At 70.3% G+C, this 18524-nt stretch carries 16 protein-coding genes; 15 read left to right on the top strand and 1 reads right to left on the bottom strand.

Annotation, left to right across the window (positions count from 1 at the left end; all coding sequences use genetic code 11):
• Positions 1-2: 2 nt before the first annotated feature.
• The 10 genes from murD (at position 3) to FHT26_RS17550 (ending at position 11328) form a co-directional block, all read left to right on the top strand.
• Positions 3-1895, top strand: a complete 1893-nt coding sequence (gene murD / locus FHT26_RS17595; protein WP_168561393.1) for a UDP-N-acetylmuramoyl-L-alanine--D-glutamate ligase — start codon at positions 3-5, stop codon at positions 1893-1895.
• A complete protein-coding gene (ftsW, locus tag FHT26_RS17590; protein ID WP_168561392.1) occupies positions 1892-3151 on the top strand; it encodes a putative lipid II flippase FtsW in 1260 nt (419 codons plus the stop codon). The genes murD and ftsW overlap by 4 nt, the downstream gene beginning before the upstream one ends.
• Positions 3148-4221 carry an undecaprenyldiphospho-muramoylpentapeptide beta-N-acetylglucosaminyltransferase gene (gene murG / locus FHT26_RS17585; protein WP_168561391.1) on the top strand — a complete coding sequence of 358 codons (1074 nt, stop codon included), beginning with the start codon at positions 3148-3150 and terminating at the stop codon, positions 4219-4221. Before ftsW ends, murG begins: the two co-directional genes overlap by 4 nt.
• A complete protein-coding gene (gene murC, locus FHT26_RS17580) occupies positions 4218-5636 on the top strand; it encodes a UDP-N-acetylmuramate--L-alanine ligase (protein WP_168561390.1) in 1419 nt (472 codons plus the stop codon). The genes murG and murC overlap by 4 nt, the downstream gene beginning before the upstream one ends.
• Positions 5636-6613, top strand: coding sequence for a D-alanine--D-alanine ligase (locus FHT26_RS17575; protein WP_168561389.1), 978 nt, complete (start codon positions 5636-5638; stop codon positions 6611-6613). Before murC ends, FHT26_RS17575 begins: the two co-directional genes overlap by 1 nt.
• Positions 6614-6620: 7 nt before the next feature.
• Positions 6621-7433 (top strand): cell division protein FtsQ/DivIB, encoded by an 813-nt coding sequence (locus FHT26_RS17570; RefSeq protein WP_168561388.1) that lies wholly within the window; start codon positions 6621-6623, stop codon positions 7431-7433.
• A 16-nt stretch (positions 7434-7449) separates the two neighbouring features.
• Entirely contained in the window at positions 7450-8679 is a 1230-nt protein-coding gene (ftsA, locus tag FHT26_RS17565; RefSeq protein ID WP_168561431.1) for a cell division protein FtsA, read from the top strand.
• Between the two features lie 159 nt (positions 8680-8838).
• Positions 8839-10038, top strand: coding sequence for a cell division protein FtsZ (ftsZ, locus tag FHT26_RS17560; protein ID WP_056813077.1), 1200 nt, complete (start codon positions 8839-8841; stop codon positions 10036-10038).
• 83 nt (positions 10039-10121) lie between these two features.
• Positions 10122-11057: a UDP-3-O-acyl-N-acetylglucosamine deacetylase gene (gene lpxC, locus FHT26_RS17555; protein WP_168561387.1), complete on the top strand. Its 936-nt coding sequence runs from the start codon at positions 10122-10124 to the stop codon at positions 11055-11057.
• 28 nt (positions 11058-11085) lie between these two features.
• Positions 11086-11328, top strand: coding sequence for a hypothetical protein (locus FHT26_RS17550; RefSeq protein WP_168561386.1), 243 nt, complete (start codon positions 11086-11088; stop codon positions 11326-11328).
• A 35-nt stretch (positions 11329-11363) separates the two neighbouring features.
• Here the strand turns inward: FHT26_RS17550 and FHT26_RS17545 are convergent, their stop codons facing one another.
• Positions 11364-12530 (bottom strand): MFS transporter, encoded by a 1167-nt coding sequence (locus FHT26_RS17545; protein WP_168561385.1) that lies wholly within the window; start codon positions 12528-12530, stop codon positions 11364-11366.
• Positions 12531-12728: 198 nt separating this feature from the next.
• On the opposite strand from FHT26_RS17545, the gene FHT26_RS17540 reads away from it, so the two are divergent.
• The 5 genes from FHT26_RS17540 (at position 12729) to FHT26_RS17520 (ending at position 18519) form a co-directional block, all read left to right on the top strand.
• Positions 12729-13181, top strand: coding sequence for a type III secretion system chaperone family protein (locus FHT26_RS17540; RefSeq protein ID WP_168561384.1), 453 nt, complete (start codon positions 12729-12731; stop codon positions 13179-13181).
• Between the two features lie 83 nt (positions 13182-13264).
• A complete protein-coding gene (locus FHT26_RS17535) occupies positions 13265-15742 on the top strand; it encodes a hypothetical protein (protein WP_168561383.1) in 2478 nt (825 codons plus the stop codon).
• A gap of 46 nt (positions 15743-15788) precedes the next feature.
• Positions 15789-16007, top strand: coding sequence for a SlyX family protein (locus FHT26_RS17530; RefSeq protein WP_168561382.1), 219 nt, complete (start codon positions 15789-15791; stop codon positions 16005-16007).
• A gap of 75 nt (positions 16008-16082) precedes the next feature.
• Positions 16083-17528 (top strand): tetratricopeptide repeat protein, encoded by a 1446-nt coding sequence (locus tag FHT26_RS17525; RefSeq protein ID WP_210427448.1) that lies wholly within the window; start codon positions 16083-16085, stop codon positions 17526-17528.
• Entirely contained in the window at positions 17491-18519 is a 1029-nt protein-coding gene (locus FHT26_RS17520; RefSeq protein WP_168561380.1) for a cupin-like domain-containing protein, read from the top strand. The genes FHT26_RS17525 and FHT26_RS17520 overlap by 38 nt, the downstream gene beginning before the upstream one ends.
• The last annotated feature ends 5 nt before the right edge of the window (positions 18520-18524 follow it).

Below are 18524 nucleotides of genomic sequence, written 5' to 3'. Positions count from 1 at the left end.
CGATGAACCACTTGCAGAACCTCCATGTGCTGGTGCTGGGGCTCGGGGAATCCGGGCTCGCGATGGCGCGCTGGTGCGCCCGCTTCGGTGCGCAGGTGCGGGTGTGGGATTCGCGCGAGAACCCGCCGCACGCGGCGGCACTGGCCGAGCACGTGCCGGCCGCGGTGCTGCTCGGCGGCGCGCTCGGTACCGAGCAGTTGCAGGGCGTGCACCTGGTTCTGAAGAGCCCGGGTCTCGGCCCGCGCGATCCGCGCGTGGAGCCGCTGCTGAAGCTGGCCTTCGACACCGGCGTGCCGGTGCAGGGCGAGCTCGACCTGTTCGCCCGCGCGCTCGCCGACCTGAAGGCCGCGCGCGGCTATGCGCCCGGCGTGATCGCGATCACCGGCACCAACGGGAAGACGACGACGACTGCGATGGCGTCGCAGCTGATCGCCCGTGCCGGCCGCCGCGTCGCGACCGCCGGCAACATCGGCCCGACGATGCTGCAGACGCTGGCCGAGGCGCTGGACGCCGAGCCGGCGCCGCTGGTCGAGCAACTGCCGGACGACGCCGCGCTCGATGATGTTGCGCAAGGGTCGGAAGCCGTGCCGTCGGCGGAACCGGTCGCCGATGCGGTGATGGAGGACGCCGTCGAGGCGATCTCCGAAACCCTGCCCGAGGCGTTGCCGGTCGAGGTCGTCAGCGCCGGCGCCGATGCGTCGGCCGACGATGTCGCGTCGGTCGAGGTCGGCCCGGAACCGGTCGCCGACGACGTGCTCGATGCCGCGGTCGACGAGATCGCGGTGCTGCCGCCGGAAGACGTCGAGATGCCGATGGGCGGCGGCCCGCCGCCGCACCTGATCCCGCCGCCGCCGCCCGGCCCGGTGTTCGAGGCGCTGCCCGAGGTCTGGGTGCTCGAACTGTCCAGCTTCCAGCTCGACGGCGTGCAGGGCTTCGAGCCCGGCGCCGCGACGGTGCTGAACGTCACGCAGGACCACCTCGACTGGCATGGCGACATGAAGGCCTATGCCGCCGCGAAGGCGCGCATCTTCGGCAAGACCGCGGTGATGGTGATCAACCGCGACGACCCGGCGGTCGAGGCGATGGTGCCGGCGCCCGTCCCGGGCAAGGGGCGCTTCGCGAAGCCGGTCGAACGCCACGTGGTGCGCTTCGGCCTCGACGCGCCGAAGCGCCCGGGCGACTTCGGCCTGGTGCAGCAGAACGGCATGGCCTGGCTGGTGCGCGCGATGGAGGCCGACGAGACCGCGAAGCCCAAGGGCCGCGGCAAGGCGGCAGTCGAAGAGGAAGAGCTGCACATCCAGCGGCTGATGCCCGCCGATGCGCTGCGCGTGCGCGGCCGCCACAACGCAGCCAACGCGCTGGCGGCGCTCGCGCTGGCGACGGCCATCGGCTGCCCGCTCGCGCCGATGCTGCACGGGCTGCGCGAATACGCCGGCGAGCCGCACCGCGTCGAGTTCGTCGCGCTGGTCGATGGCGTCGAGGCCTATGACGACAGCAAGGGCACGAACGTCGGCGCGACGGTCGCGGCGATCAACGGGCTCGGTGCCGACAAGGCGCCGGGCCAGCTGGTGATGATCCTAGGCGGCGACGGCAAGGGACAGGACTTCGGCCCGCTGCTCGCGCCGGTGCGCCAGCAGGTGCGCGCGGTGGCGACCATCGGCCGCGATGCCGCGGCGATCGAGCAGGCGCTGCAGGGCGCCGGCATCGCGATCGAGCGCCACGAGACGCTGCAGGCGGCGACGCGCTGGGCCTTCACTCGCGCCCACCCCGGCGACGCGGTGCTGCTGAGCCCGGCCTGCGCGAGCCTGGACATGTTCCGCAACTACGCGCACCGCGCGCAGGTGTTCTGCGACGAGGTGCGGGCGATCGCCGCGGAAGGGGGCAGCCAGGCATGAGCACGCTGACCGCCCGCTCCGGATTCGACGCGCTGAAGGAGCGCGTGCGCGCGCTGTTCAAGCGCGACGCGTCGGTGCCGATCCGCGACTGGACGGGTGCATCGGCGAACAAGCCGGTGCAACTGCAGGGCTTCGACCAGCCGCTGGTGTGGGTGGTGGTGGCGCTGCTCGCGCTCGGCATGGTGATGGTGTATTCGGCCTCGGTCGCGCTGCCGGACAACCCGAAGTTCACCCGCTACGCGCCGACGCACTTCCTGGTGCGGCACATCGTGTCGATCGTCGTCGCGCTGGTCGCCGCGGTGGTGGTGGTGCAGCTGCCGGTCAGCCTGTGGGAGAAGTGCGCGCCGTGGCTGTTCGCGGCCTCGCTGCTGCTGCTGGTGCTGGTGCTGATCCCGCACATCGGCAAGGGCGTCAACGGGGCGCGGCGCTGGATACCGCTGGTCATCACCAACTTCCAGCCGTCGGAGCTGGCCAAGCTGGCAATCGCGCTGTATGCCGCCAACTACATGGTGCGCAAGATGGAGGTGAAGGAGAACTTCTTCCGCGCGGTGATGCCGATGGCGATCTCGGTCGCGGTGGTGGGCCTGTTGCTGCTGGCCGAGCCGGACATGGGCGCCTTCATGGTGATCGCGGCGATCGCGATGGGCATCCTGTTCCTCGGCGGCGTCAACGGCCGGATGTTCTTCCTGATCACCGCGGTGCTGGTCGGCGCGTTCGTGCTGATGATCACCTTCAGCGAATGGCGGCGCGAGCGGATCTTCGCGTACCTGAACCCGTGGGACGAGAAGTACACGCTCGGCAAGGCCTACCAGCTGTCGCACTCGCTGATCGCGTTCGGCCGCGGCGAGGTGCTGGGGCAGGGGCTGGGTTCCAGCGTCGAGAAGCTGCACTACCTGCCGGAGGCGCACACCGACTTCCTGCTGGCGGTGATCGGCGAGGAGCTCGGCTTCATCGGCGTGGCCTGCGTGATCGCGGCCTTCTTCTGGCTGTCGCGCCGGGTGTTCCACATCGGCCGCCAGGCGGTCGCGCTCGACCGGGTGTTCGCCGGCCTGTTCGCGCAGGGCATCGGCATCTGGATGGGTGGGCAGGCCTTCATCAACATGGGCGTGAACCTGGGCGTGCTGCCGACCAAGGGGCTGACGCTGCCGCTGATGAGCTATGGCGGCTCGGCCATCCTGATGAACCTGATCGCGCTGGCGATCGTGGTGCGCATCGACATCGAGAACCGGCAGATGATGCGCGGGGGGCGGGCATGAGCAGGCACCTGGTCGTGATGGCCGCCGGCACCGGCGGCCACATCATCCCGGGCCTCGCGGTCGCGCGCGAGATGCAGGGCCGCGGCTGGTCGGTCAGCTGGCTCGGCACCACGCACGGCATGGAGAACCGGCTGGTGCCGCCGAGCGGCATCCCGATGGATGCGATCACCTTCAGTGGCCTGCGCGGCAAGGGCCTGCTGCACACGCTGACCGGCGGGCTGCGGCTGCTCGGCGCGTTCTGGAGCTGCCTGCAGATCCTGCGCCGCCGCCGCGCGAATGCGGTGCTCGGCATGGGCGGCTACGTCTGCTTCCCGGGCGGGCTGATGGCCTCGCTGCTCGGCAAGCCGCTGATGCTGGTCAATGCCGACGCCTCGCTGCTGATGAGCAACAAGAGCCTGCTGGCGGTGGCCGATCGCATCGCGTTCGGCTTCGACGGCGACGCGGCGCACAAGACGAAGCTCGGTGTCGTGACCGGCAACCCGGTGCGCGCCGAGATCGAATCGCTGCCGCCGCCGGCCGAACGCTTCGCCGGCCGCAGCGGCCCGCTGCAGGTGCTGGTGGTCGGCGGCAGCCTCGGCGCGAAGGCGCTGAACGACACGCTGCCGCAGGCGCTCGCGCTGCTGCCGGCCGATGCGCGTCCGCGCGTGACGCACCAGACTGGCGCCGCGCAGCTCGACACCGTGCTGGCGGCCTACGCATCGGCCGGGCTCGACGCCGAGGTGCTGCCCTTCATCGACGACATGGCCGCGCGCCTCGCCGCCTGCGACCTGATCGTCTGCCGCGCCGGCGCGGTGACGGTCAGCGAGCTGTGCGCCGCCGGCGTCGCGAGCGTGATGGTGCCGCTGGTCGTCAGCACCACCAGCCACCAGCGCGACAACGCCGCGTGGATGGCCGGGCACGGTGCCGGCATTCACCTGCCGCAGGCCGACCTGACGCCGCAGCGCCTGGCCGACCTGCTGAGCGGCCTGACGCGCGAGGCACTGAACACGATGGCGACGAAGGCGCGAGCCCTCGCCCGACCCCACGCCGCCGCGCGCGTGGCGAATGAACTCGAAAGGCTGGTCGCATGAAACATGCGGTGAAGCACATCCATTTCGTCGGCGTCGGCGGCGCCGGCATGAGCGGCATCGCCGAGATCCTGCACAACCTCGGCTACACCGTCTCCGGCTCCGACCAGAGCGACGGCGCCACCACGCAGCGCCTGGCCTCGCTCGGCATCCGCGTGTTCGTCGGCCATGACGCGTCGCACATCGCCGGCGCCGAAGCGGTGGTCACGTCCACCGCGGTGAAGGGCGACAACCCCGAGGTGATCGCTGCGCGCGGCAAGCGCGTCCCGGTGGTGCCGCGCGCGGTGATGCTGGCCGAGCTGATGCGCCTGAAGCAGGGCATCGCGATCGCCGGCACGCACGGCAAGACGACCACCACCTCGCTGGTGACCAGCGTGCTGGCCGAAGCCGGCGTCGACCCGACCTTCGTGATCGGCGGCAGGCTGAACGCCGCCGGCGCGAACTCGCGGCTCGGCTCGGGCGACTACATCGTCGTCGAGGCCGACGAGTCGGACGCGTCGTTCCTGAACCTGCTGCCGGTGCTGTCGGTCGTCACGAACATCGATGCCGACCACATGGACACCTACGGGCACGACTTCGCGAAGCTGAAGGCCGCGTTCGTCGAGTTCCTGCACCGCATGCCGTTCTACGGCGCGGCCATCCTGTGCGGCGACGACCCCGGCGTGCGTTCGATCATCCCGATGGTCTCGCGCCCGGTGATCACCTACGGGCTCGGCCCGGACGTGCAGGTGCGCGCGGTCGACGTGCAGGCGCTGCCCGGCGGGCAGATGCGCTTCACGGTGCAGCGCCGCAACGGCGTCGTGCTGCCGGACCTGGCGATCACGCTGAACCTGCCGGGCGAGCACAACGTGCTGAACGCGCTCGCGGCGGTGGCGGTGTCCACCGAGCTGGAGCTGCCGGACGCGCCGCTGGTGAAGGCGCTGGCCGAGTTCCACGGCGTCGGCCGCCGCTTCCAGCGCTATGGCGACCCGGCCGTTCGCAGCACCAACGGCGGCGGCCACTTCACGCTGATCGACGACTACGGCCACCACCCGGTCGAGATGGCCGCGGTGATCGCGGCGGCGCGCGGCGCCTTCCCCGGCCGGCGCCTGGTGATCGCGTTCCAGCCGCACCGCTACACCCGCACGCGCGACTGCTTCGAGGATTTCGTCAAGGTGATGGGCAGCGCCGACGCGGTGCTGCTGGCCGAGGTGTATGCCGCCGGCGAGGCGCCGATCGTCGCCGCCGACGGCCGTTCGCTGGCGCGCGCGCTGCGCGTGGCCGGCAAGGTCGATCCGATCTTCGTCGACGAGATCGCGCAGATGCCCGAGGCCATCGCGTCGCAGGCCCGCGACGGCGATGTCGTGATCGCGATGGGCGCCGGCTCGATCGGCGCCGTTCCGGGCCAGGTGCTCGAACTGTTGAAGGAGGGCGTGTGATGGTCAGCCCGTTGAATCCCGTCGATCCGGCATCGCTCGGCAAGGTCGCCGTGCTGATGGGCGGCAGCTCCGCCGAGCGCGAGATCTCGCTGCTGTCCGGCGGCGGCGTGCTGGCCGCGCTGCGGTCGCAGGGCGTCGACGCGCATGCGTTCGACCCGGCCGAGCGCGAACTCGCCGACCTGAAGCACGACGGCTTCGCCCGCTGCTTCATCGCGCTGCACGGCCGACATGGCGAAGACGGCACGGTGCAGGGCGCGCTCGAACTGCTGGGCGTGCCGTACACCGGCTCCGGCGTGATGGCTTCGGCGATCGCGATGGACAAGGTGATGACCAAGCGCATCTGGCTGGCCGACGGGCTGCCGACGCCGCGCTATGTGTGGCTCGCGCCCGATCGCCAGGACCGCGCGCAGGTGCAGGCGGTGCCCGACGAGCTCGGGCTGCCGCTGATCGTGAAGCCGCCGCGCGAAGGCTCGTCGATCGGCGTCAGCAAGGTGCAGGGTTATTCCGACATGGCCGATGCGGTCGCGCTGTCGGCGAAGTACGACCCCGACGTGCTGTGCGAGGAGTTCATCGACGGCGCCGAGGTGACCTGCCCGGTGCTCGGCCAGGGCGCCGGCGCGCAGGCGCTGCCGGTGATCCGCATCGCCGCGCCCGAGGGGGCCTACGACTACCAGAACAAGTACTTCACCGACGTCGTCAAGTACCACGTGCCGAGCGGGCTCGATGCCGCGCTGGAAGCCGAGATCCAGCGCATCGTCGTGCAGGCCTTCCGCACGCTGGGTTGCCGCGGCTGGGGCCGTGCCGACCTGATGATCCGCAAGAGCGACAACCGGCCCTTCCTGCTCGAGATGAACACCTCGCCGGGCATGACCTCGCACTCGCTGGTGCCGATGTCGGCCAAGGCGGCCGGCATCAGCTACGAGCAACTGTGCATGCACCTGGCGTCGCTCGCGACGCTGGACAGCCACCGCACCTGACCGCTGCATGCGCCACAGCACCGCACTCCACCGCACACCGGCCGCCGAGCTGCCGGTGGACGTGCGCCTGCTCAACGCCAGCGCGTCGGCGCTGTTCCTGCTGGCCGCGGCGATCTTCGCGGCGCTGCTGATGCTGTGGCTGTCGCGCCAGCCGGTGTTCGCGATCCGTGCGATCCGGGTCGAGGGCGATCTCGCGCGCAACAGCGTCTCGACGATCCGCGCCAACGCGCTGCCGCAGCTGGCCGGCAACTTCTTCACGCTCGACCTGGCGCGCGGCCAGCGGGCCTTCGAGTCGGTGCCTTGGGTGCGCCATGCGATCGTGCGCCGCGTGTGGCCGAACCGGCTCGCGGTGCAACTGCAGGAACACCGCGCCGCGGCGCTGTGGTCTCAGGACGAGGGCGGCGACAAGCTGGTCAACACCGAGGGCGAGGTGTTCGAGGCCAACCTCGGCGATGTCGAGGACGACGGGCTGCCGACGCTGTCGGGCCCGGACGGCAGCGCCGGCCAGGTGCTCGCGATGTTCCGCCGGCTCGCGCCGCTGTTCGCGCGGCAGGAGCTGGCGATGGATGCGCTGTCGCTGAGCGGGCGCGGCTCGTGGCACGCCGAGTTCGACAGCGGTGCCGAGGTCGAGCTCGGCCGCGGCACCGACGACGAGATGCAGGCGCGCGTCGAGCGCTTCCTCGGCACGCTGCCGCAGGTGATCGCGCGCTACCAACGACCGCTGGTCTATGCCGACCTGCGCCACAACGAAGGCTATGCGGTGCGGCTCAAGGGCATCACCACGACGCTGGAGGCCCCGGCCTCCGGCAGACGGAAATGAGAGGGTGACACGGAACATGGCCAAGGAATACAAGGACCTGGTGGTCGGCCTCGACATCGGCACCGCGAAGGTGATGGCGGTGGTGGCCGAGGTGCTGCCCGACGGCGAGCTGCGCGTCGCCGGGCTCGGCATCGCCTCGGCCCACGGCCTCAAGCGCGGCGTGGTCGTCAACATCGACGCGACGGTGCAGAGCATCCAGCAGGCGCTGAAAGAGGCCGAGATGATGGCCGACTGCAAGATCACCCGCGTCTACACCGGCATCACCGGCAGCCACATCCGCGGCCAGAACTCGACCGGCATGGTGATCGTGCGCGACAAGGAGGTCACGCCGGTCGACGTGGCGCGGGTGGTCGAGACCGCGAAGGCGATCAACATCCCGAACGACCAGCGGCTGCTGCTGGTCGAGCCGCAGGAATTCGTGATCGACGGCCACGAAGTGAAGGAGCCGATCGGCATGAGCGGCGGCCGGCTGGAGGTGAAGGTGCACATCGTGACCGGCGCGCAGAGCGCGGCCGAGAACATCGTGAAGTGCGTGCGCCGCTGCGGGCTCGAAGTCGACCAGCTGGTGCTGAACCCGAGCGCGTCCAGCCATGCGGTGCTGACCGAGGACGAGAAGGACCTCGGCGTGGCGCTGGTCGACATCGGCGCCGGCACCACCGACGTCGCGATCTTCACCGACGGCGCGATCCGCCACACCGCGGTGATCCCGATCGCCGGCGACCTGATCACCAGCGACATCGCGATGGCGCTGCGCACGCCCACCAAGGATGCCGAAGAGATCAAGGTCGAGTACGGCGTGGCCAAGCAGCTGCTGGCCGACCCGAGCGAGAACCTGGAGGTGCCCGGCCTCGGCGACCGCCCGCCGCGCATGCTGAGCCGCCAGGCGCTGGCCGGCGTGATCGAGCCGCGCGTCGAAGAGATCTTCTCGCTGGTGCACCAGGTGATCCGCGAGAGCGGCTACGAGGAGCTGCTGTCCAGCGGCATCGTGCTGACCGGCGGCGCGGCGGTGATGCCGGGCATGGTCGAGCTGGGCGAGGACATCTTCCTGAAGCCGGTGCGCAAGGGCATCCCGACCTACCACGGCTCGCTGCACGACATGGTGGCGAGCCCCCGTTCGGCCACCGTGATGGGCCTGCTCGAGGAGGCGCGGCTCGGCCGCGCGCGCGGCATCAAGGCCGCGCAGCAGGCCGGCTCGGTGAAGACGCTTTTCGGTCGCGCCAAGGACTGGTTCCTCGGCAATTTCTGAAACACCACGGAGAACGCGCATGACGACACGCAACCCCGCATGCCTCGGCCTCGAGCTCTGTGGCAGCAGGTATCCCCCATGAAGAACAACAACACACCAGACGAGGACTCTCAGAGTCCCACCCCGGAACGGCAACTGCAACAAGGATTGGAGAACACCATGGCCATTGAAATGATCGAAGACTTCGACCTGGGCACGCAGATCAAGGTGATCGGTGTCGGCGGCGGCGGCGGCAACGCGGTCGACCACATGATCGCGCGCGGCGTGCAGGGCGTGGAGTTCGTCTGCGCGAACACCGACGCGCAGGCGCTGAACCGCTCGACGGCCCACCACCTGATCCAGCTCGGCACCACCGGGCTGGGCGCCGGCGCGAAGCCGGAAGCCGGCCGCGCCGCGGCGGAAGAAGCGGTCGACCGCATCCGCGATTCGATCAAGGGCGCGAACATGCTCTTCATCACCGCCGGCATGGGCGGCGGCACCGGCACCGGTGCCGCGCCGGTGATCGCGCGCGTCGCTAAGGAGATGGGCATCCTGACGGTCGGCGTGGTCACCAAGCCGTTCGACTTCGAAGGCAACCGCCGGCTGAAGGCGGCCGACGCCGGGCTGGCCGAGCTCGAAGCGAACGTCGACTCGCTGATCGTGATCCTGAACGACAAGCTGCTCGACGTGCTGGGCGACGACGTGACGCAGGACGAGGCCTTCGCGCATGCCAACGACGTGCTGAAGAACGCGGTCGGCGGCATCAGCGACATCATCCACATCCCGGGCCTGGTCAACGTCGACTTCGAGGACGTGAAGACGGTGATGAGCGAGCCCGGCAAGGCGATGATGGGCACCGCCACGGCCAGCGGCCCGGACCGTGCGCACAAGGCGGCCGAATCGGCGGTGGCCTGCCCGCTGCTGGAGGGCATCGACCTGTCCGGCGCGCGCGGCGTGCTGGTGCTGATCGCCGCCGGCAAGGGCAGCTTCAAGCTGAGCGAGAGCCGCAATGCGATGAACACCATCCGCCGCTATGCCGCGGACGATGCGCACGTGATCTACGGCACCGCGTACGACGAGAGCCTGGGCGACCAGCTGCGCGTCACGGTGATCGCCACCGGCCTGAGCCCGGCCAAGCGCGTCGCGGCGCCGATCAGCGTGGTCCACACGCAGGTCGCGCAACGCACCGGCACCGACAACATCCCGGTGCTGACGCAGCCGGTCAATCCGCCGGGCGGCGCGGCGCACGACTACAGCAGCCTGAGCGTGCCGAGCGTGTGGCGCAACGGCCGCACGGCCGCGGCGAAGGTGGATGCGCTGGCCAGCAACGGGATGGACGAGATCGAGATCCCGGCGTTCCTGCGCAAGCAAGCGGATTGAGGTTGGCACTCGCTATCGAATCGGTTGGGATTTCTGTGGGTGGCCCGGGCGTGCCCGGGTCGCCCGCTGACTAGAATCCCGGGATGCTTGCGCAACGCACCCTCAAGTCACTGACCCGCGCCGTCGGCGTCGGCGTGCACGGCGGCCAGCGCGTCGAACTGACGCTGCGGCCGGCGCCGCCCGACACCGGCATCGTGTTCCGTCGGATCGACCTGCCGACGCCGGTCGACATCCCGGTGGCGGTGCTGTCGATCTCGGAAGCCCGCATGGCGACCACGCTGTCGCTGAACGGCGATCCGGGCGCGCCGAAGGTCAACACCATCGAGCACCTGCTGTCGGCCTGCGCCGGGCTGGGCATCGACAACCTGCGTGTCGACATCACCGCCGAAGAGGTGCCGATCCTCGACGGCTCGGCCGCGTCGTTCGTGTTCCTGCTGCAGTCGGCCGGCATCGAGCTGCAGGATGCGCCGAAGCGCTTCATGCGCATCCTGAAGCCGGTCGAGGTGCGCGAGGGCGAGGGGCCGAGGCTGAAGTGGGTGCGGCTCGAACCGTACAGCGGCTACCGGCTCACGTTCGAGATCGACTTCGACCACCCGGCGGTCAACCAGACCGGCCAGCGGGTGGTGTTCGACATGGGCTCGGGCCACTACAAGCGCGACATCGCGCGGGCCCGCACCTTCGGCTTCACGAAGGACGTCGAGATGATGCGTTCGCGCGGGCTGGGCCTGGGCGGCAGCATGGACAACGTGATCGTCGTCGACGACTACCGGGTGCTGAACGCCGACGGGCTGCGCTACGACGACGAGTTCGTCAAGCACAAGATCCTCGACGCGATCGGCGACATGCAGGTGGCCGGCCACCCGCTGATCGGCGCATACACCGCGTACAAGTCGGGCCATGCGCTGAACAACAAGCTGCTGCGCGCGGTGCTGGCCGATGCGTCGAGCTACGAGATCGTCAGCTTCGAGGACGAACGTGAAGCGCCGGCCGGCCTGGCCGCGCTGGCCCCGGCGTGGTGACGCCGCTCAACTCCAACCCGACTCCCTGATGGCGATCTTCAGCTGGATCATGCTCGGCCTCACCGCGCTGCTGTTGCTGGGCAGCGGCATCGCGTGGGGGTTGTTCCTCGCGATGGACGATTCGGACTGGCGCAAGCTGGGCGTCAAGGTGTTCCGCATCGCGATGGTGGTGGTGCTGTTCTACGTCAACGCGATGATCTACCTGCACATCATGCGGGTGTTCCGCGGCGAGCCGCCGGTGGTGGCGGTGGAGCTGCCGACCTCGGATTGACGCGTCCTGGATCGGTACCGATCCGGGTCCTGCGTTCAGGCCCTCGCCAGCTGCGGCGCCTTCTTCTTGTCGACCTGCGCCGACACCAGCACCACCCCGAGCGCCAGCACCGCGACACCGGCCCCCAGCCAGCACAGGTCGGTCAGCGGCCGGTCGGCCGCGATCAGCAGCCCGCCGAGCCACGCGCCGCCGGCGTTGCCGAGGTTGAACGCGCCCTGGTTCAGCGTCGACGCGAGGTTGGGCGCGCCGGTCGCGGTGTCGAGCACGCGCACCTGCGCGGCCGGGCCGATCGCGAACGAGACGATGCCCCACACGAACAGCGTCACCATCGCCGGCAGCGCGAACTGGGCGGTCCATGAGAAGGTGAGTTGCACCAGCGCGATGCAGGCGAACAGGCCGGCCATCGCCGGCATCAGCCGCCAGTCGGCCAACCGTCCGCCAAGCAGCCCGCCGACCGTGATGCCGCCGCCGAACAGCATCAGCGCCCAGCTGATCTGGTCGGGCGAGAAGCCGGTGACGTCGCGCAGCAGGTAGGCGATGTAGGTCAGCACGCTGAACATGCTGACCGAGGCCAGCGTGCTGATCAGCAACGCGCACTGCACCTGGAAGCGGGCAATGGCGCGGAACTCGCGCAGGATGCTGCCCTGTTGCGCCGGCAGCGCCGACGGCAGCCAGCGCCACAGCGCGGTGATGGCGACCAGCCCGATGCCGGTGACGGCCCAGAAGGTGGAGCGCCAGCCGGCGGCATGGCCGAGCGCGGTGCCCAGCGGCACGCCGAGGATGTTGGCCACGGTCAGCCCGGTGAACACCAGCGAGACCGCCTGCGCCCGCTTCTCGTGCGGCACCAGCCCGGCGGCCACCACCGCACCGATGCCGAAGAAGGCCGCATGGCAGAACGCGGTGACGACGCGCGCGACCATCAGGAATTCGTAGTTGGGGGACACCGCGCACAGCGCGTTGCCGACGATGAACAGCCCCATCAGCGCGACCAGCGCGCGCTTGCGGTGCCAGCTGGCGGTGAGGATCGCGAGGATCGGCGCGCCGATCGTGACGCCGAACGCATAGCCGGAGACCAGCATGCCGGCCACCGGCGCGGAGACCCCGAAGTCGTGGCCGACGTCCGGCAGCAGTCCCATGATCACGAATTCGGTGGTGCCGATGCCGAAGGCGGCGGCGGCGAGGGCGAGCAGGGGCAGGTTCACGGTGACGGCGCGGCAGCGGAGGAGAGTGTCGAACTCTACGGGATAACCCGCGTCCCGGTGACCGTTCAGAGCGCAGGACGGCACTGAACGAGGGAATTGCTGCACTGCGACGGGTTACTGAGTGCTCGCCGCGTCAGATCAAGCTCGTCTGGCGCGGCGCGGTACCAGGGAGGGATACCCCCACGAAGGATGTCCCGAATGAGCCAAGAGAGATTTGATGCAGCGCTGTCCCGCCTGGCAAGTCAGCTGGATCTGGACGACCTGCCGGACCTGATCCACCGCGGGCGGGTCAACGTGGCCGGCACCGACGTCCTGCTCGGCTGCGCTCCGGACGGCAGCTGTCGGCTGGTGATCGACCTGGGGCCGATGCCCGATGGCGACGAGCCGGCCGTCCTGCGCCGGCTGCTCGAACTGAACCTGCGGCGCGCCGGCGGCACGCAACTTGCGCTCGGTCTGCACCCGAAGAGCGGCCACATCGTCGGGGTCGTCCAGGTCGCGATCGATGCGGTCGAGCCGGAAGGCGCGCTGTGGCGAATGCTGTCCTGGGACATACCGTCGTGGGTTGCGCGGCTGGAGACGGACCTGCAGACGATCGACCTGGCGACGGGCGCTGGCAGCACGGCAGAGTTCCAGCGCGAGGTGTCGGTATGAAGGCCGGCCTTCAACCTGGAACGCCGCGCCCGGTCGGGCCTCGCACGACCGCGCGGCCGCTTCCGGGAGGCGCCTCGACACCGGTGTCCGTCCCGTCCGGCCCGGCCACCGGGCTGCAGGCCCCGAGCTATGCCGAATTCATCCAGTCCTACGCGGCGGGCGCCGAACCGGCCCCGGTGAAGCGTTTCGGCACGCTGGATCAGGTCGCCTTCCAGAACTACGCAGAAAGCATCGTCGGCGAAGGTGTTCCGTCCGCGTACGTCGACAGCCTGGAGCAGCACGTGATGCTGTCGGCGCGGATCCTCGACCGCATCGCGCCGCTGGTCGCCCGCCAAGCGAGGAAGATGACCGAAGCCGGGCTTGTCGATTTCGGCCCGGCGGGTGGCACGCTGACACGGACCTCGAAAAAGTCGCACATCGACAAGCGCCAGGACCGGTCGAAGAAGATCGGTGCCTGTGTGCGTCGCAAGATGGCACGGATCGAGATCGGCGCAACTTCCGCCTTCAACCTGCAAGCACCGGCGGACGTGTTGACGACCCGCAAGCATCGCAACAACTACGGTGTGACCACCATCCTCGGGACCACCAAGGTGCTGGGCAACTTGGCTGCCGGTGGCGCCGCGGCGGGCTACTTGGTTCAGGGCGCGGCCGAGGTCGCAGCCATCGTTCCGCTGGCCTGGCATTCGGCCACCATCGATGGCGTGACGCTGGCCAAGATGTCGGCAACCGAGCAGGCGAAATGCAAGGTGCTTCTCAACTTCGCGGCGGCCGAGGCGGTGGTGCGCAGCCGGATGAAGGGCGAGCGCCCGGACGCCCAGCTCGGCATGCAGTCGCTCGAGTTCTGGTCGGCCCTCGCCGCCTGGCCCGAGGGGGGGATGGTGATGGCCGCGGCCATCCGCGAACACCTGGACAGCGAGGGACCGGATCAGCAGGGGGCGCTGCGGACGGCTGAGCTGAACGCCGTGCGCAACGCATACGACGTGAAGCAGGCGAAGACAGGCTGGACGCGCGACGTCCTGGGAGCGGTCCCGCTCGGCCTCACCGCGATCGGCCGCGCGGCGTTCTACTTCATGGGCGACATGATGATGGCCGGCTCCGGCGGTCCGATGTCCGTGCTGGCAGGCATGTTCCACGACATGCCGCAGGGCTTTGACGAGCACCTGTGGGCCAGCGCGACGAAGGAGCACTTCCGCTGGCGCTTCGACCAGTTGGAGAAACTCGAGAACGAGGCGGCGAAGAGTCTCCGGCATCGCGAGATCCTGCTGACGACGATGCTGTATTGCGCGCGCAAGAAAGACATCGCCGACACCGAGATGACCATCGCCCTCACGCGCGTGCTGAGCGGGTTCCTGCGGGCCAGCGGCGGGGCGGTCTCGTTCGCGGCGTTGGGGCCCGCACTCGGCATGGGCATCGCGGCCGGCACGGCGGCGGTGGCGGGCAAGGCCGGGGCGGCGCTGATCGGGGTCGGGTTCGTCGCGTTCCAGGGTTTGATGTACTACCGCCAGCACCTGCGGCAGAAGGAAGCGCATGCGCAGAAGGAGGGCGAGCGCAGCGGCGAGGCCGTGAAGGCCACCCGCGACTTCGACGCGCTGTGCGACACCTTCATGAACGGCTTCAAGGTCACGCGCGGCAAGGGCAAGCTCGTGAACGGCGATGTGGGCTTCAGCAGGGTCAAGGAGACCACCTACGGCTCAGGTGGAAACGAAATGCTGGCATGGGAGATGATGGCCCGCGAGATCGTCGATGGCTTCCGAGACGGCGAGCCGCTCAGCTTCCCGATGAAGATGCTGCTGAGCCTGGGGCTTGGCATCCTCGACGCCGATGCGCTCGAGCAGGGCGTGCTGGCGAAGCTGCATGCAGGCGACGATGCCGGCGCGGTGGACGCGGTCGAGAAGGTGATCCGCGGCCTGCTGGCAGCACCGCCGGCGCGTGCGTCGGAGGCCATCCAACCGCGCGTCTTCAAGCCGTTCTTCGAGGCTGCCGAAAAAAAGGCGAAGCACATCGACGGCATCGGTGCGCTGGCGGACGATGAAACGATCGCCGCATGCCTGTTCAATGCGCGGCAGGACGGTGGCCTCGCCGTCGACCGTGCCGCGTTCCAGCGCTCCATGGAGGTGCTGGACGAGGCGTTCGCCAAGCGAGGGCCCAAGGCCGGCGGCGACGGCGTCTACCGGCGCATGCTCCAGTTCAGCCGGACGCTTGCACCCGCGAAGGCCGACTCGGCAGCACTGAGGCACCTGCGCGCCTGGGCGCAGGTCGCGGACCGGGGGGCCCAGGCCGGCTGGACGCCGGCGTTGCAGCGCTCCCACCTGCGCATCGGCCAGCTGCTGGCGCGGGCCGAGCAGCAGCAGGCGGGGCCCTGGCGGAAGCAGGTGGGGGCCGCGCTCGATGCGAGCGCCGGTCACCTGCAGGCCGGGCAGCGGGCGAAGCTGAACCAGGTACTGCTGGCGGACCTGCAGGCGTTGCAGGCGGACGGAATGCTCGCGGGACAGGTGGGCCTGGTCGCGCAGGAGTTGTCCGGCCTGCTGGCCCCTGCCGATGACGCGGTGGCCAAGACTTGAGCTACGCAGTCACTTGCCGGCATGCGGCATTGGGTTCCAATGCCGCATGCACTCCCCCGACGACCCCGACCTCCGCCTTACCGCCCTCGAAATCAAGGCCAGCTTCACCGAGGACCTGCTGGACACGCTGAACGCGCTGGTGGCCCGCCAACAGCAGCAGATCGAGCAGCTGGCTGCGCAGGTGGCGCTGATGCGCAGCCAGGCCGCGGGCCAGGACGCCGCGCCGTTCCGCAGCTTGCGCGACGAGTTGCCGCCGCACTACTGACCGGATCGAACAAGCCGGCCTTCGCCCTGCGATTCCGCCGTTTGCCGGACGCTTGCGCGCGCTCCAATGGTGTCCATGCAGGACGCTGCAACCCAGCTGTTTCACGAAGGCAACCACCACCTCGCCGCGCGCGACTTCGCGCAGGCCGAGGCCTGCTTCCGCGATGCGGTCGATCAGTCCCCCGCGCTCGGCGAAGCCCACGCCAACCTCGGCTGGCTGGCCGAGGCCGCCGGCCGGCTCGACGAAGCCGACGGCCACTACCGCCGCGCGCGCTCGCTGCGGCCGTCGCTGCCGACCGTCCACCTGAACCACGGCGCGCTGCTGGCGCGCCTGAAGCGTTTCGACGAGGCGCTGGCCGCGTCGTGGCGGGCGATCGAACTCGATGCCGACTCGGCGCCGGCCTGGTCCAACCTCGGCGTGCTGCTCGTCCAACTGGGCCGCCACGCCGATGCCGAAGCCTGCTGCCGGCGCGCCCTCGCGCTGGCCCCCGACCACGCCGGCGCGCACGTCAACCTGGCCTACCTGTGCCTGCGCGACGGCCGCTGGGACGAAGGCTGGGCGCATTACGCGCGGCGCGGCTGGCAGTGCGACCTGTCGGCGCGCGCCGCCTGCCCGCGCTGGAAGGGCGAGCCGCTGGACGGCCGCGCCGTGCTGGTCGGGCTCGAAGGCGGCTACGGCGACATGATCCAGTTCAGCCGCTTCGCCACCACGCTGAAGCGGGCCGGCGCGCGCCAGGTCACGCTGCTGTGCCCGCCGCCGCTGCGGGCGCTGCTGTCGACGCTGGACGGCGTCGACGAGGTGCTGTCGTCGGACGGCCCGCTGGCCCCGGCGCGATGGGACTGCTGGACCTCCGCGACCAGCGTGCCGCGACACCTCGGCGTCCGGCCCGACACACTGCCTGCCGCGCCGTCGTACCTGCGGGCCGAGCCGGCCGCGGTCGCCCGCTGGCAGGCGCGGATGCGGGCCCCGCTGCCGGCTTCCGGCCTGCCGGCCCCGCTGCCGGCTTCCGGCCTGCCGGCCCCGCTGCGTGTCGGCCTGGTCTGGAAAGGCAACCCCGGCTTCGAGAACGACGACGAGCGCTCGCTGCCGTCGATCGACCTGCTGGCGCCGCTCGCCACGCTGCCCGGCGTGCAGTTCATCAGCCTGCAGAAGGGCGCCGGCGAAGGCGAGGCCACGCGCGCGCCGGTCGCGCTGCACCTGGGCGGCGAGATCGGCAGCTTCGCCGACACCGCCGCGATCGTGCAGGCGCTCGACCTGGTGGTCTGCGTCGACACCGCGGTCGCCCACCTCGCCGGCGCGCTCGGCAAGCCCTGCTGGGTGCTGCTGCCGCACCAGATGACCGACTGGCGCTGGTTCGCCGAGCGCGACGATTCGCCGTGGTACCCGGGCGCGCTGCGCTTGTTCCGGCAGGTCCGGCGCGGCGACTGGGCACCGGTCGTCGCGACGCTGGGCGAGGCATTGCGTCGGCTATCCTCGCCGGACCATGCCGTCCCAGCCGATCACCACCACACCGATCCCTGAGGTCTCAGGCCTCGACGACGAGACGCTGCGCCGCGAGGTGCTCGCGAGCGCCCGCCCGACCATCCTGCGCGGGCTCGTCAGGCACTGGCCGGCGGTGCGCCACGGCCTGGCCTCGCCGCTGGCACTCGCGCAGTACCTGGCCGACCACGACAACGGCAGCCAGGTGCAGGCGGTGATGACGCCGCCCGACCAGCACGGGCGCCTGTTCTACAACGCCGACATGAGCGGCTTCAACTTCATGCGCAACCAGCTGCCGCTGTCGATGGTGCTGGAGCAGGTGCTGCGCTACTCGGCGTTCCCGAACCCGCCGGCGGTGGCGGTGCAGAGCTCGCCGATTCCCGACTGCCTGCCCGGCTTCGTCGACGAGAACCCGCTGCCGCTGCTCGGCGGGCGCATCGTGCCGCGCCTCTGGCTCGGCAATGCGATCACGACGCCGGCGCACTTCGACGAATCGAGCAACATCGCCTGCGTGGTGGCCGGCCGGCGCCGCTTCACGCTGTTCCCGCCGGAGCAGATCGGCAACCTGTACATCGGCCCGCTCGACCACGCCCCGACCGGCACGCCGATCAGCCTGGTGAACTTCGCGGCACCGGATGTCGAGCGCTTCCCGAAATTCCGCGACGCGATGGCCGCCGCGCAGGTGGCCGAACTGGCGCCGGGCGATGCGATCCTGATCCCGGCGCTGTGGTGGCACCAGGTCGAATCGCTCGCCGGCTTCAACATGCTGGTGAACTATTGGTGGCGCGGCGCGCTGGCGGCGAACGACCCGGTGCCGTCGGCGCTCGACAGCCTGCTGCATGCGCTGCTGTGCCTGAAATCGCTGCCGGCCGAAGAGCGCCGCGGCTGGAGCGCGATCTTCGAGCACTACGTGTTCGATGCGCAGCGCGACGCGGCGGCGCACATCCCGCCGAACCGCCGCGGCTCGCTCGGCGAGATGACACCCGAACTGCGCCAGCGGCTGCACGCGCTGCTGAAGGAGCGCTTGCGCTGACGGCC

It is taken from the genome of Rhizobacter sp. SG703, assembly GCF_012275445.1.
Taxonomy (GTDB): Bacteria; Pseudomonadota; Gammaproteobacteria; order Burkholderiales; family Burkholderiaceae_C; genus Rhizobacter.
Note: the sequence above shows the minus strand (reverse complement) of the source record. Positions and strands in the feature narration are given on the sequence as shown.

Coding starts and splice junctions, on each gene's coding strand:
- murD (WP_168561393.1), top strand. CDS start 3: ATGAACCACTTGCAGAACCTCCATGTGCTGGTGCTGGGGCTCGGGGAA.
- ftsW (WP_168561392.1), top strand. CDS start 1,892: ATGAGCACGCTGACCGCCCGCTCCGGATTCGACGCGCTGAAGGAGCGC.
- murG (WP_168561391.1), top strand. CDS start 3,148: ATGAGCAGGCACCTGGTCGTGATGGCCGCCGGCACCGGCGGCCACATC.
- murC (WP_168561390.1), top strand. CDS start 4,218: ATGAAACATGCGGTGAAGCACATCCATTTCGTCGGCGTCGGCGGCGCC.
- FHT26_RS17575 (WP_168561389.1), top strand. CDS start 5,636: ATGGTCAGCCCGTTGAATCCCGTCGATCCGGCATCGCTCGGCAAGGTC.
- FHT26_RS17570 (WP_168561388.1), top strand. CDS start 6,621: ATGCGCCACAGCACCGCACTCCACCGCACACCGGCCGCCGAGCTGCCG.
- ftsA (WP_168561431.1), top strand. CDS start 7,450: ATGGCCAAGGAATACAAGGACCTGGTGGTCGGCCTCGACATCGGCACC.
- ftsZ (WP_056813077.1), top strand. CDS start 8,839: ATGGCCATTGAAATGATCGAAGACTTCGACCTGGGCACGCAGATCAAG.
- lpxC (WP_168561387.1), top strand. CDS start 10,122: ATGCTTGCGCAACGCACCCTCAAGTCACTGACCCGCGCCGTCGGCGTC.
- FHT26_RS17550 (WP_168561386.1), top strand. CDS start 11,086: ATGGCGATCTTCAGCTGGATCATGCTCGGCCTCACCGCGCTGCTGTTG.
- FHT26_RS17540 (WP_168561384.1), top strand. CDS start 12,729: ATGAGCCAAGAGAGATTTGATGCAGCGCTGTCCCGCCTGGCAAGTCAG.
- FHT26_RS17530 (WP_168561382.1), top strand. CDS start 15,789: ATGCACTCCCCCGACGACCCCGACCTCCGCCTTACCGCCCTCGAAATC.
- FHT26_RS17525 (WP_210427448.1), top strand. CDS start 16,083: ATGCAGGACGCTGCAACCCAGCTGTTTCACGAAGGCAACCACCACCTC.
- FHT26_RS17520 (WP_168561380.1), top strand. CDS start 17,491: ATGCCGTCCCAGCCGATCACCACCACACCGATCCCTGAGGTCTCAGGC.